General features: G+C 43.3%; 9 protein-coding genes. 7 read left to right on the top strand and 2 right to left on the bottom strand.

Translation table 11 applies throughout. The features are described 5' to 3' along the window. Positions 1-2,853, top strand: coding sequence for a glycosyl hydrolase 115 family protein (locus AC1DRQ_RS04130; RefSeq protein ID WP_477422337.1), 2,853 nt, complete (start codon positions 1-3; stop codon positions 2,851-2,853). Positions 2,854-2,923: 70 nt separating this feature from the next. Here the strand turns inward: AC1DRQ_RS04130 and AC1DRQ_RS04125 are convergent, their stop codons facing one another. Continuing rightward, the gene (locus tag AC1DRQ_RS04125) at positions 2,924-3,670 is read right to left on the bottom strand and encodes an SDR family NAD(P)-dependent oxidoreductase (protein WP_477422335.1); all 747 of its coding nucleotides are present in this window, start codon (positions 3,668-3,670) and stop codon (positions 2,924-2,926) included. A gap of 34 nt (positions 3,671-3,704) precedes the next feature. Continuing rightward, positions 3,705-4,736, bottom strand: coding sequence for a LacI family DNA-binding transcriptional regulator (locus AC1DRQ_RS04120; protein ID WP_477422334.1), 1,032 nt, complete (start codon positions 4,734-4,736; stop codon positions 3,705-3,707). Positions 4,737-4,888: 152 nt separating this feature from the next. Between AC1DRQ_RS04120 and uxuA the strand changes: the two genes are divergently transcribed. From uxuA to AC1DRQ_RS04090, 6 genes are all read left to right on the top strand, one after another. Beyond that, positions 4,889-6,082 carry a mannonate dehydratase gene (gene uxuA / locus AC1DRQ_RS04115; RefSeq protein ID WP_477422333.1) on the top strand — a complete coding sequence of 398 codons (1,194 nt, stop codon included), beginning with the start codon at positions 4,889-4,891 and terminating at the stop codon, positions 6,080-6,082. Positions 6,083-6,287: 205 nt separating this feature from the next. Beyond that, a complete protein-coding gene (locus tag AC1DRQ_RS04110) occupies positions 6,288-8,234 on the top strand; it encodes a sialate O-acetylesterase (RefSeq protein WP_477422332.1) in 1,947 nt (648 codons plus the stop codon). Between the two features lie 33 nt (positions 8,235-8,267). Further along, entirely contained in the window at positions 8,268-9,797 is a 1,530-nt protein-coding gene (locus AC1DRQ_RS04105) for a glucuronyl esterase domain-containing protein (protein ID WP_477422331.1), read from the top strand. Between the two features lie 22 nt (positions 9,798-9,819). Continuing rightward, positions 9,820-10,629: a polysaccharide deacetylase family protein gene (locus AC1DRQ_RS04100; protein WP_477422329.1), complete on the top strand. Its 810-nt coding sequence runs from the start codon at positions 9,820-9,822 to the stop codon at positions 10,627-10,629. 24 nt (positions 10,630-10,653) lie between these two features. Further along, positions 10,654-12,834, top strand: coding sequence for an alpha-glucuronidase family glycosyl hydrolase (locus tag AC1DRQ_RS04095; protein ID WP_477422327.1), 2,181 nt, complete (start codon positions 10,654-10,656; stop codon positions 12,832-12,834). A 23-nt stretch (positions 12,835-12,857) separates the two neighbouring features. Continuing rightward, positions 12,858-13,961: a glycoside hydrolase family 43 protein gene (locus tag AC1DRQ_RS04090; protein WP_477422325.1), complete on the top strand. Its 1,104-nt coding sequence runs from the start codon at positions 12,858-12,860 to the stop codon at positions 13,959-13,961. Positions 13,962-14,161: the final 200 nt, after the last annotated feature.

The raw sequence follows: 14,161 nt of genomic DNA, 5'->3' as shown, positions 1-14,161 counted from the left end.
ATGAAAAGGTTTTTAAATGCATTAATATTTTCCTTAATACTGTTATGTATTGCCACCTTAAAGGATTATGCGCAGGCCCCCGGTCAAAGAAGCTACATTGCCACTAAGAGCAGCACAGGTTCTTTTCCGCTTTCGGTTATGGGGAAATCGGCACCTGTATATACAGGTGATGAGGAATACCTGGGGGTGAAAAGAGCTGTAAAAAACCTTTTAAATGATATTCAATCGGTTACCAAATCATCACAGGTTTTATTAGCAAAGGACATTGGGAATGCTAAACAACTTGTAATTATAGGCACAATAGGGAAAAATGACAAGATAGATCAGTTGATTCAACAGAAAAAACTGAACGTGGCTTCCATTACCGGTAAATGGGAAACTTATCTGATCCAGGTTGTACCAAAGCCATTTCCGGGAGTTGAAAGCGCGCTGGTCATTACCGGCAGTGATAAACGGGGAACCATATTTGGCGTGTATGACCTGTCGGCACAAATTGGAGTTTCACCCTGGTATTGGTGGGCCGATGTGCCGGTAAAGCATCAAAAAAACCTGTACGTTTTGCCTGGCAGCTATACAAATGGGGAGCCAGCTGTAAAGTACAGGGGGATTTTTATTAATGATGAAGCGCCGGCATTTTCGGGCTGGACAAAAGAGAAATTTGGTGGGGTTAATCACCAGATGTACGAAAAGGTATTTGAGCTGATTTTACGCCTCAAGGGTAATTACTTATGGCCGGCCATGTGGGGTAATGCCTTTAATGATGATGATAAACTCAACCCGGTATTGGCAGATGAATACGGCATAGTGATGGGTACATCGCATCATGAGCCTATGGACAGGGCCCAACAAGAGTGGAAACGTTATGGGAGCGGCCAGTGGAATTATGATAGCAACAAGACTGTATTACAAGATTTCTGGAAAAAAGGTATCGAAAATATGGGATCTAAAGAAACCATTGTAACTGTTGGTATGCGTGGTGATGGCGATAAACCCATGACCGAGGGGAGTAACATAGCTTTGCTGGAAAATATAGTAAAAGATCAGCGCGGCATTATTAGCGAGGTTACCCATAAAGATGCCTCCGAAACTCCACAAATGTGGGCTTTATATAAAGAAGTACAGGATTATTATGATAAAGGCATGCGTGTACCCGATGATGTTACCCTGTTGTTATGCGACGACAATTGGGGCAATATACGCAAGCTGCCCAATCTTGCTGAGAAACCACGTAAAGGTGGTTATGGCATTTATTATCACTTTGATTACGTTGGCGGTCCTCGTAACTATAAATGGTTAAATACAAACCCTATTTCTAAAACATGGGAGCAGATGCACCTTGCCTATGAATATCATGCCAGGCAGGTATGGATAGTAAATGTGGGTGACCTGAAACCCATGGAGTTTCCGATCAGCTTTTTCCTTGATTATGCCTGGAACCCTGATAAATGGCCGGCCAATAGTTTACAGGAATATACTGATCTATGGGCAAAACAACAGTTTGGACCGCTTTATGCCAAAGAGATAGGCCGCATATTGTCTGCCTATACCAAGTTCAATGGCAGGCGTAAACCTGAATTATTAGATCAAAACACGTACAGCCTGACCAATTATCGCGAATTTGAAACGGTGGTTGCTGATTACGATCAGTTAAAGGCTGACGCGGAGAAGCTTTATGCTAAACTATCACCTCCATACAAAGATGCTTATTATCAGCTTGTTTTGCATCCGGTACAGGCCTGTGCCAATTTAAACGAAATGTACTTCGAGGCCGCAAAAAACAAATGGTATGCAGAACAGGGGAGGGCAGCTACCAATACCTCCGCTTTAAAAGTGAAACAACTTTTTGAGAAGGATAAAGAGATATCCCACTATTATAATACCGTACTTGCTCATGGCAAATGGAACCATATGATGGATCAAACACATATTGGTTATACGTACTGGCAACAACCACGGGTTGATGCAATGCCGGCTGTAAAGGAAATTACCATACCGGAAGCAGCACAAATGGGTGTGTATGTTGAAGGTGCTGACCAGGCCCTGGCGGATGGATCAGATACTGCAGGCCTGCCGGGATTTTATCCATGGGAAAAGAATGGACATTATATCGAAATTTTTAATAAAGGTAAAGCAGCGTTTAATTATTCGGTTCAATCGCCCGAGCCTTATGTGATCATCAAACCCGCAAGTGGTAAAGTCGATGAACAGGAGCGAATATGGATTAGTATTGATTGGGCTAAAGCACCACATAAAACGGTCCATGTACCCGTAACCGTTTCCGGTCTTAGTCACAAAGTAACCGTTGAGCTTACTATCAACAATAAAACTAATTTAAAAGATGGTACATTCCATGAAACCAATGGCTATATCGCGATGGAAGCCCAGCATTATCATAAGGCAATAAACAGCGCTCTGGTATCATGGAAGGTTATTCCCGGATATGGCCGGACATTATCCGGTGTTACACCCTGGCCAGTGACTGCTAATAAGCTGCAACCCAAAGGGAACAGTCCGCATCTGGAATATCGTATCAACCTGTCAGATACCGGTTCTGTAGCGCTGGAAACTTATGTGTCGCCAACGCTTGATTTCAAGAATCAGCAAGGTTTGTTTTATGCAATTTCCATAGACAATGAGGAGCCGCAACTGGTCAACATCAGCACCGCGGCAGATAGTAAAGCCTGGGGTGAGGCTGTAAGTGATAACATCAGAAAACTGATCACCAGGCACTATGTCACACAAAGTGGTATTCACACCGTAAAATACTGGATGGTGGACCCGGGAGTTGTTTTGCAGAAAATTGTGGTTAACACCGGCGGGTTAAAACCCAGCTACTTAGGACCGCCGGAGTAACAGCTAATATGGAGGAAATAAAAAGGGGCGATGGATTAATCCACCGCCCCTTTTATATTGATAAGTAATTTTAAAAACCAATTGAGTTACCACCGTCAACAGGTAATATCACACCGGTAACATATTTGGCGGCATCTGATGATAAATAAAATACCGCGTCTGCTATATCTTCGGGTTCACCTAACTTGCCCATAGGTGTTCTTGACATTACTTTTTGTTTCCTTTCCGCATCATTATTAAGCGCTTTTGCCGACATGTCTGTCGCGATAAATCCAGGAGCTATACAGTTAACCCTTATACCCAATGGCGAAAGCTCTGTTGCCATGGCTCTGGTCATCCCCTCAATAGCAGCTTTAGTAGCCGTATACGATATCACATAGGGGATACCATATTGGGAAGCCATAGAACTGATATTAATAATACTGCCGCTGCCAGCGGTGATCATACGTTTTACCACTTCCCTGCTTATCACAAATACAGCGGTCAAATTGGTTTGTATAATTTGCTGAAAATCCTCATCGGTAACTTCGGTGAAAAACTTTTTTTGATTGATTCCCGCGTTATTAACCAGGATATCAGGCGTTCCGTATTCCTGGATGATATCGTCAATAAGGGCAGGTATCCCCTTAATATTACTCAGGTCGAATGCCTTATAATGGCAAAGTTTACCAAATGCGTTAGCAGCTTTTTGTAGCTTGTTCTCGTCGCGGCCAATGATAATGGTTTGGATATTGTTTTCAATAAATTTTTTTGTTGTTGCCAGCCCCAGGCCGGATGCGCCGCCGGTAATTATTGCAAGCTTTGTTTTGGAAGTCATTTAAAATGTATTACAGGTTGTGTTTGAAAATGAATTAGCCCTTTCGCAGCGATGATTCACGGATAATTAATTCAGATCTTAATATCAGGCTATGCGAATCCTGAATGCCGGGTTTATCAAGCAGATGATTGATCATCAGCCTGGCGGCAACTTCGCCCATTTCATAGCCTTTATAGTTTACGGTTGTCAGGTTTGGTTCTATCACACAGGAGGTGGGGTCATTGTTAAATCCGGCAATGGCCATATCGCCAGGTATTTTTATACCTTCTTTTTTAAGTGTCTGCATACAGCTTATCGCGCATATATCATTGGCAACAAACACACCATCCGGCAGCGGCGACATTTTCAGGATCTGATGAGCGGCAGCGGTTCCCGCCTGCGCGCTAAGGTCGGTTACAATCACCAGTTCCCTGTCAAACTCCAGGTTATTATCTTCGAGAGCCCTCTTGTAACCATGAAAGCGGTCGCTGTAAACATTACGCAACTGATTGCCGGTTATATGTACAATACGCTTGCATCCCTGGGTTATCAGGTGATTGGTTATATCCTGACCCGCTTTATAATTATCAATATAGATCTGTGGGCAGGATTCATGGTCCAATACCCTGTCAAAAAATATAACCGGGATCTTACGTGTTATAAAAGGTTCAAAATGATCGAGATTTGTAGTATCATACGCCAGTGAAACCAGTAAGCCGTCCACACGGTTATTTAACATAGCTTTCGCATTGCTGACCTCTTTTTTCATTGTTTCTAAAGACTGGCTGATGAAAAGGGTGTAATTATTTTCATTAACCACCTTCTCAATGCCTGCAAGTACATCAGACATGAAATTGCTGTTGAGCCGGGGAACAATAACACCGATGACATTACTTTGTTTCTTTCGTAAATTACTGGCAAAAGAATTGGAACGATAGCCCATTTCTTCGGCAGCTTTAAGTATAAGTTTTTTTGTTGCCTTGCTAACTCTGGGATGGTCTTTCAGGCCCCGGCTCACCGTGGCCGCGGAAACCTTGAGCCGGGCCGCTATATCATAAATTGTTATTTCTTTTTTGCCATCAGCCATAGGATGTATTGAATATATGAAGTGATAAATATAAAAATAATCGGGGATTATTTGAGCAATCGATTGCACATTTTTTATATTTGTTTTTCCATTGACATTTCCCATCATGGGTCTTATTTTAAATGCCTTATAAACAGTTAAGTATCTTTTTTATGATTCCAAATTTAGAACAAACTTTCAGATGGTTCGGGCCTGCAGATCCTGTCACACTTCAAGCAATAAAGCAAACCGGCGCAACCGGGATTGTAACCGCGTTACATCATATCCCATGCGGGGATATCTGGAGTTTAGAAGAGATCCGGAAACGTAAAGCGGTCATTAACGCTGCTGGTTTTCGATGGTCAGTGGTCGAGAGTGTAAACATTCATGAAAGCATAAAAATTGGTACCGGTGAGCGCGACCATTACATCTCCAACTATGCAGAAACGTTGAAGAATCTTGCCCAGGCCGGTATCAACCTGGTATGTTATAATTTTATGCCGGTATTAGACTGGACACGTACACATCTTGATTACAGGTTACCCAATAACGCCTCAGCATTAAGGTATCATGCACCTGCATTGGCGGCATTTGATCTTTATATTCTGCAGCGTGAGGGGGCTTTTTTGGAGTTTAATGCTGCGCAGCAACTGGCGGCCAGGATCTACCTTGATAGTTTAAACGCTGATGAAAAGAAACTGCTTACTAATACTGTTTTAGCTGGCTTACCCGGTACAGATGAGGTATTTACGGTTGAAGGATTTAAAGTATACCTTGAAAAATATAGTGCGGTTGATGAGCTAAAGCTAAAAGAAAACCTGAGCTATTTTTTAAATGCTATTATTCCCTACGCAGAAAAGCTGGGTATAAAAATGTGTATCCATCCCGATGATCCGCCGATTCCAATTTTAGGTTTGCCAAGGGTTGCCAAAAATGAAGAAGACCTGAATGATATTGTAAATATGTACAAGTCGCCGGCTAACGGATTAACACTTTGCACGGGTTCACTGGGCGCCAACGGGGCAAATGATATCCCCGGTATCATATCGCGTTTAGGAAGCCATATACATTTCCTGCATCTGCGTAACGTAAGCCGTGAAGCTGATGGTAGTTTTTATGAAGCTGAGCACTTAACAGGCAGCACCGATATGTATGCTGTAATGAAAAGCGTCATTAATGAGCAGTTGAAAAGGGAAAAAGCCGGACGAACGGATATAGCTATACCGATGCGGCCCGATCATGGACATAAAATATTGGATGACTTTAATTATAACACCTATCCCGGATATTCAGTAATTGGCCGTTTAAAAGGATTGGCTGAACTACGTGGCCTGGAACTTGGGATAAAAAGAACACTGACAGCATGATAAAGGCTTAAATGCCCAATTGCACAGTGATTTAAGGGTTTTTATCCGGGTGATACTTACAAGCTGTTGATATTATGTCTGATTACTTTCTTGCCTGATATTTTAAAACTATATTGTTACAAATATATTTATGCAATCGATTGCATAAATGTCATTTATTTTGTTATTTAGTAAATATAAACCCACATCATTTTAAATGATATTTATGAAATTACTTAAACGGCTGTTCCCTGTCATTTGCTGTGCTTTTTTGTGTCTTCCATTGTATGGAGCTGTACGTTTGCCTCAATTAGTTGGAAACGGCATGGTGCTTCAGCGCAATGCCCGGATCAACATATGGGGATGGGCAGCTGCCGGCGAAAAAGTCAGTATCTCCTTTCGCGGTAATTATCATACGGTGGCCGATAAAAATGGCGGGTGGAAAATTGTTTTACCTGCAATGAAACCCGGAGGCCCTTATATAATGGATATCAGGGCAAGCAATCATATTGTATTGAATGATATTTTAATTGGGGATGTTTGGTTTTGTTCGGGACAGTCAAATATGGTTTTGCCCATGGAGCGGGTCAAAGAAAGGTACCCTGAAGAAATTGCGTCAGCCAATTATCCCGAGATCAGGAACTTCTTTGTAAAAACGGAATCGGATGTTACCCGGTTACATGACGATCTGTTACCCGGTAAATGGATAAAAGCCGATTCTGAAAACATACTTAGCTTTGGTGCTGCATCCTGGTTCTTTGCTAAAAAACTTTACCAAAAATACCACGTACCTATCGGTATCATCAACTCCAGCGTGGGAGGCACCCCCGTACAGGCATGGATAAGTGAGGGCGGTTTAAAAGAAATTGCTCCATATAATAGCCGGTTATCCCAGTTTCATAACACAAGCTTTATGGATAGTGTTACTAAAATGAATGCGCTTGCTAACAATCAGCATAACTCATCTCCGGTTAAAAATGATAAAGGTTTAAACGGTGCAAAAACATGGTATGATACTGCTTACGTTCCGCGCAATTGGCACCATTTCTGGCTTCCCGGCTACTGGGACGATCAGGGCGTAAAAAACTTAAATGGCGTAGTATGGTTTCGTAAGGAGATCATATTGCCGGCATCGGTTCAGGGACAACCTGCTAAACTGTTTTTAGGCAGAATTGTTGATGCCGACCAAACCTATGTGAACGGACAGTTTGTGGGCAATATCACCTATAAATATCCGCCACGCAGATACAATGTGCCTGCTGGTTTGCTAAAACCGGGTAAAAACGTCATCGTCGTAAGGGTATTAAATACATCAGGAAAGGGAGGTTTTGTGCCTGATAAGCCATATCATTTAAATATCGGTAATGAGGTTATTGATTTAAGGGGCGAATGGTTATACCAGGTAGGCCAGGTCTTTTCGCCGGCGGATACCTATACGCCGCCGGTCTTTACCGCCCAAAACGAATCGACCGGGCTTTATAATACGATGGTTGCACCGGTTATTAATTACACTATAAAGGGCCTGCTTTGGTATCAGGGGGAAAGTAACGCGGACAAGGCCTCTGAATACGGGCGGTTACTGGTAGCCCTTATTGCCGACTGGCGCAGCCGCTGGAACCGGGGTGATGTGCCATTTATTTATGCACAGCTGCCTAATTTTAATGAAGTGGAATATTCACCTGCCCAAAGTGATTGGGCCCGGATAAGAGAAGGTCAGCTGAAAGCGCTTTCGGTACCCAATACTGGCATGGCTGTTACTATTGATGCCGGAGAATGGAATGATATTCATCCCCTTAATAAAAAAGACGTAGGCGAGCGTTTGGCAATCGCGGCAGAAAATGTGGCGTATGGTGAAAAAAACATCGTTGCTTCGGGCCCAATTTATCAATCCGCTCTTGTTAAGGGCAGCCGGATAGCGGTCAGCTTTAAAAATACAGGCAGCGGCCTTGTCATTCATGATGGCACTGAGCTGGAACAGTTCGCGATAGCTGGTGCCGATAAAAAGTTTGTGTGGGCAACAGCTATAATTGAGGGTGATAAAGTAATTGTGTGGAACGAGAAGGTGATAAACCCACTTTATGTAAGGTATGCCTGGGCCGATAATCCGGAGGGAGCCAATCTTTATAATAAAGAAGGGTTACCGGCATCGCCTTTCCGTACTGATAATCCATAATCAAATCCGTAACTGATATTTAACCCGATAAAAATGAAGATCGCCATTTTCCTGAGTTTACTTACGCTTCCGGTAGCGGCCAGCGCTCAAAACGCAGCACCGGTTAATTTCACCGCCGACCAGGATCATCAGCAAATGATGAAACAATTAGGGATCAAAGCGTTGAGACCAGGGCCAAGCGGTGATGCCACAGCTCCAAACCACGCTAATTATGATGAAGCGCTGGCCAATCCTTATCCCGAGCTGCCTGATGCGCTTATCCTTAAAAATGGCAGGAAAGTGACTGCCCCGGATAGCTGGTGGAAGCAGCGGCGCCCGGAAATTGTGGAGGACATGGAGCGCGAGGTTTATGGCCGGATTCCGTCAAACGTTCCTAAAGTAACCTGGACGGTAAAAGTTACGGACAAGGAGCGTGTGGGTTTTGTGCCGGTAATTGCCAAACAGATCATAGGCCATGTTGACAATACCGCCTATCCGCTTATTAATGTAAATATTGAAATGACATTGGTATTACCGGCCAATGCCAGGGGCCCTGTGCCAGTGCTGATGATGTTTGGCCGGAGCGCGTTGCCCGCGCCTGTCCAACCCGCACCGGCCGATCTGGAGAAAATAAACAGCGCTTTAAAGGAGCTGCTTGTAAAGGAGCATCCAGAGTTGAAAAATATATTTGAGCAGTATCCTGCCTATAAGCCTATCCCGGAGCAATCGCCTTTTGGCCCAGGTGGTTTTCCGATGATAAAAGGCGATCCACCAACAGCCTCTCAACTCATAGCCAGTGGTTGGGGATATGTGCTTATTGATCCCTCATCAATACAGGCAGATAATGCAGAGGGCTTAACAAAAGGTATAATAGGATTAGTGAACAAAGGCCAGCCCCGCAAGCCCGAAGACTGGGGCGCTTTGCGTGCATGGTCATGGGGTGCAGCGCGGGCATTGGATTATCTTGAAACCGAACCGGCGGTGGATGCGAAACACGTTGGTATTGAGGGGGTATCCCGTTATGGTAAAGCGGCATTGGTGACACTGGCCTTTGAGCAGCGTTTTGCTATGGGATTAATTGGTTCGTCGGGCGAGGGCGGAGCTAAGCTGCACCGGCGCAATTTTGGCGAAGCGGTAGAAAGCCTTACCGGCGGCGAATACTACTGGATGGCCGGTAATTTTATGAAATATGGCGCTTCTGACGCAACCTTCGGCCCTAAAACAGCTAATGACCTTCCGGTAGATGCGCATGAACTGATAGCCTTATGCGCTCCCCGCCTCACTTTTATAAGTTATGGCATACCTGAGCAGGGCGATGCCAGGTGGCTGGACCAGCAGGGGAGTTATATGGCTACCGTAGCAGCGGGCACTGTGTTTAAATTATTGGGCGCTGGCGATCTTGGTGTTTCAAACAATTATAAAACTGAAAAAATGCCCCCAGTAAATACAGATATGCTTAATGGTAAACTGGCCTGGCGTCAGCATGACGGCGGGCATACTGATGCGCCCAATGTTAAATACTTTATAGCCTGGGCAAATAAGATGATGCATTATGATAAAGACCGGACTGCCGCGGGTAAATAATTATATATAAACAAAAGATAGTATGGGTATTGTTAAATTCTGGATGTTCATTACTTTTTTAATGAACATAGCTGTGGTAAACGCTCAGGAAGCCGCATTGTGGAACCATAAGGAGTGCGCCGTTGTACTAACGTACGATGATGCCATTGATGCCGACCTTGACAATGTGCTGCCCGCTTTGGATTCCCTGAAGCTGAAAGGCACATTTTATATAATAGGTTCTTCGCCGGTGGTAACCAGAAGAATGGAAGAGTGGCGCAAAGCGGCCGCTCATGGTCATGAGCTTGGCAATCACTCATTATACCATCCATGTGATGGTAGTTTGCCCGGTCGTGGTTTTGTTACGCCCGAAACTGATCTAAGTAAATATACTGTTGCACGTGCTGTTAAAGAAATTAAGACCAATAATACGCTGCTCAGGGCCATTGATGGCAAAAGCACAAGGACCTTTGCCTATCCCTGTGGTGATCTTAAAATTGGCGGCAAATATTTTTATACCGGTTTAAAGGATGAGTTTGCAGGTGCAAGAGGGGTAAATGCAGGATTGCAAACTGCAAACCAGGTTAATCTTGATAATATTGATTGTTTTATGATTAATGGTCAGTCGACCGAATATATGATTGAATTGGTTGAAAAGGCGAAGCAATCACACACACTGCTGGTTTTTTTATTTCACGGTGTTGGCGGGGGGCATAACATAAACGTTAGCCTGGAAGCACACAGCAAGCTCTTGCATTATCTTAAAAAGAACGAGAATACCATTTGGGTAGCGCCAATGGTTGAGGTGGCAACATACATTAAACATAATCAACATGGTGGTTTAACCAATTAATGAAGTTTAATAAACAGGTAACTAATGAAAAGAAAACTCCGAAAAAATACAAATGTCCTCGCTTTACTTTTATTAGTAACGGTATCAAATGTCCGCGCAGACAACGGGTACAAACTATGGCTGGAATATAGCAGGCTGACCAATCAAAAGGAGGTGGTGTTTTATCAGCAAAAACTTCGTTATTTGATATTTCCTGCAACATCGGCTACGCTCAGCGCAGCCCGTACAGAACTGCAAACCGGCCTCAGCGATATGCTGTCGTTAAAGACTGAAAACAGTGCAGAGATAACTAATAACCAAACGCTTGTAATTGGTACGCCGCAATCATTAAAATCATTGGCAATCACTGTTCCTGACAGTATTGGTGATGAAGGTTATCTCATAAAAACAACGCTGGTCAATAAAAGGAGTTGTATACTGATAACTGCAAAAACAGATATCGGCGTTATGTACGGTGTTTTTAATTTTTTAAAATTGTTGCAAACCCGGCAATCTGTAAATGACTTAAATATTTCAGATCATCCGCGTATCACTTACCGCATACTTGATCATTGGGATAATCTTAACCGGAGTGTTGAACGGGGGTATGCCGGTTCATCCATCTGGAACTGGCATAAGCTGCCTGGCTTTATTGATCAGCGATATATTGACTATGCACGAGCGAATGCTTCGGTTGGCATCAATGGATCAGTGGTCAATAATGTAAATGCCGATGCATTGATATTATCGCCTGCATACCTGCTGAAGATACAGGCGCTTGCCAATGTTTTCAGGCTTTATGGTATCAAAATATACGTTTCCGTAAAATTTAGCAGCCCTGTTGAGTTGGGCGGACTAAAAACCGCAGACCCGCTTGATCCTGCTGTAAAAAAGTGGTGGGCAGATAAGGTAAACGAAATTTACAGTTACATACCAGACTTTGGCGGTTTTTTGGTGAAGGCAAATTCCGAGGGACAGCCGGGGCCACAAACCTATGGCCGCAGCCATGTTGATGGCGCCAATATGCTGGCCGATGCTTTAGCCCCGCATCATGGAATAGTGATGTGGCGCGCTTTTGTGTATGATAATAAGGTGCCGGATGACCGGTCGAAACAGGCTTACAACGAATTTAAACCTTTTGATGGTAAGTTCAGAGATAACGTGATCATCCAGGTTAAGAACGGTCCGATTGATTTTCAGCCGAGGGAACCATTTCATCCCTTGTTTGGAGCCATGCCCAACACGCCGTTAATGATGGAGTTTCAGTTGACACAGGAATACCTGGGCTTTTCAACACATTTGGTTTATGAAGCGCCCCTGTTTACCGAATGTCTTCAGTCTGATACATATACGCAAGGAAAAGGTTCAACGGTATCACGGGTTATAACAGGCAGTTTTAATAAAAAGCTTATTACGGGTATGGCCGGGGTAGCCAATATAGGTACGGATGTTGACTGGTGCGGGCATCCTTTTGCACAGGCAAACTGGTACGCTTTTGGTCGCCTTGCATGGAACCCTGATCTTTCATCGTCCATTATTGCCAATGATTGGCTCAGGATGACATTTACCAATGATAACGGCTTTGTAAGCCCTGTGAAAAAGATCATGCTGCAATCGCGGGAAAACACGGTTGATTATATGACCCCATTAGGTCTTCATCATATTATGGGCGTATCAACACATTACGGACCAGGCCCCTGGGTTGATAATGCAGGCAGACCTGACTGGAACGCTACTTATTATCATAAGGCTGATTCTGCAGGAATTGGTTTTGACAGAACAAGCAGCGGAAGCGATGCACTGGCACAATACATGCCGCAGGTAAAAGAGCACTGGGAAAATTTAGCTACCTGCCCTGACGAATATCTGTTATGGTTTCATCATGTAAAATGGACTTATAAAATGCGCTCAGGAAATTCATTATGGAACGAGTTGGTGCACCATTATTATAGCGGTGCCGAGTCGGTAAAACAAATGCAGCTCACCTGGGATAAAATGTCGGGCAAGGTTGATCCTGAACGTTTTGCCGAAGTAAATCAACTGATGGGTATTCAACTATCTGAATCTTTAAGATGGCGGGATGCCTGCGTTTTGTATTTTCAAACTTTTTCAAAAATGCCGATAGAAAGTATTTATCCAAAGCCAGATCACCCGCTATCGTATTATAAGGATATGAAATTTTATTATGTACCGGGGATAGGCGGCAATAATTATATGACCAATTAATCATCACTATAAATCAAATGTCAATGAGCAATCAATCAAAAACAGGCAAACTACTTTTAACTCTCCTTGTACCGGTTTGTATTTTAAATGCGTGTACCTCAACCGGTAAAAAACCTGGTAATGCGGATAGCAGTAAAAAAGAGGAAACCAGTAAGGTGAAATATCTCTCGGAGCCGCTTATAAGCTCTATTTATACAGCCGATCCATCGGCACATGTGTTTGCCGGTAAAATATACATCTATCCATCTCATGACATTGATGCCGGTATACCTGAAAACGATAACGGCGATCATTTCGCGATGAAAGATTATCATATCCTCTCGATGGATAGCATTGGAGGCAAGGTAACAGATCATGGTGTGGGTTTTGATATAAAGGATATTCCCTGGGCTGGCCGGCAATTGTGGGCGCCTGACGCCGCGTATAAAAATGGCACCTATTACCTGTATTTCCCGGTGAAGGATAAAAAAGATGTATTCAGGATAGGGGTTGCCACCTCAAGCAACCCGGAAGGCCCTTTCAAGGCAGAGCCTGAACCAATAGCAGGGAGTTATAGTATTGATCCCGCGGTGTTTACTGATACTGATGGCAAAACCTATATGTATTTTGGCGGTATTTGGGGTGGACAGCTTCAGCGCTGGATCACCGGGAAATATGATGCCACAGGCTCAAAGACCGACTCTAAGCAGGAAGACGCACCGGCCATTAATTGTAAGGTAGTCTTGCTTAACCCCGATATGAAAAATTTTGACGGTAAGGTAAAAGATGTGGTTATTGTTGACAGTGTTGGTAAACCTTTATTAACAAAAGACCATAACCGCCGGTTTTTTGAAGGTTCATGGATGCATAAGTATGATGGCAAATATTACTTCACCTATTCAACCGGCGATACTCATTTTCTTTGCTATGCCACAGGCAGCAGTCCGTTGGGGCCTTTTACCTATAAAGGCATATTTATGACGCCGGTTCAGGGCTGGACCACTCATCATTCTATAGTGGAGATCAAGGGCAAGTGGTACATATTTTATCATGACACCGAGCTGTCAGGCAAAACCCATTTACGGAATATCAAGGTAACAGAATTGTATCATAATGCTGATGGTTCTATCAAATTAATAAATCCTTAGTGCTATTTTTAAATTAAAATTTTAGGTTTAAATGTGTTGGGTTAACAGATGTTTTTGGTTTTGATACGCTTGTAAATAACATAATAAAAGAAAACATTATAGGCGAGGCAACCTATTGGTGAGTGTGGTAGTAATAGTAGTATTCATTGTTTACTAAACTCACTATTAACTGAAAACACTATCAAAACTAATAGCTACAG

This window comes from Mucilaginibacter sp. P4_E8 (assembly GCF_056401495.1).
Note: the sequence above shows the minus strand (reverse complement) of the source record. Positions and strands in the feature narration are given on the sequence as shown.

Excerpts from the sequence above, each read along its gene's own strand:
- AC1DRQ_RS04120 (WP_477422334.1), bottom strand. The coding sequence starts at position 4,736 with ATGGCTGATGGCAAAAAAGAAATAACAATTTATGATATAGCGGCCCGG.
- AC1DRQ_RS04105 (WP_477422331.1), top strand. The coding sequence starts at position 8,268 with ATGAAGATCGCCATTTTCCTGAGTTTACTTACGCTTCCGGTAGCGGCC.
- AC1DRQ_RS04095 (WP_477422327.1), top strand. The coding sequence starts at position 10,654 with ATGAAAAGAAAACTCCGAAAAAATACAAATGTCCTCGCTTTACTTTTA.
- uxuA (WP_477422333.1), top strand. The coding sequence starts at position 4,889 with ATGATTCCAAATTTAGAACAAACTTTCAGATGGTTCGGGCCTGCAGAT.
- AC1DRQ_RS04100 (WP_477422329.1), top strand. The coding sequence starts at position 9,820 with ATGGGTATTGTTAAATTCTGGATGTTCATTACTTTTTTAATGAACATA.
- AC1DRQ_RS04090 (WP_477422325.1), top strand. The coding sequence starts at position 12,858 with ATGAGCAATCAATCAAAAACAGGCAAACTACTTTTAACTCTCCTTGTA.
- AC1DRQ_RS04130 (WP_477422337.1), top strand. The coding sequence starts at position 1 with ATGAAAAGGTTTTTAAATGCATTAATATTTTCCTTAATACTGTTATGT.
- AC1DRQ_RS04125 (WP_477422335.1), bottom strand. The coding sequence starts at position 3,670 with ATGACTTCCAAAACAAAGCTTGCAATAATTACCGGCGGCGCATCCGGC.
- AC1DRQ_RS04110 (WP_477422332.1), top strand. The coding sequence starts at position 6,288 with ATGAAATTACTTAAACGGCTGTTCCCTGTCATTTGCTGTGCTTTTTTG.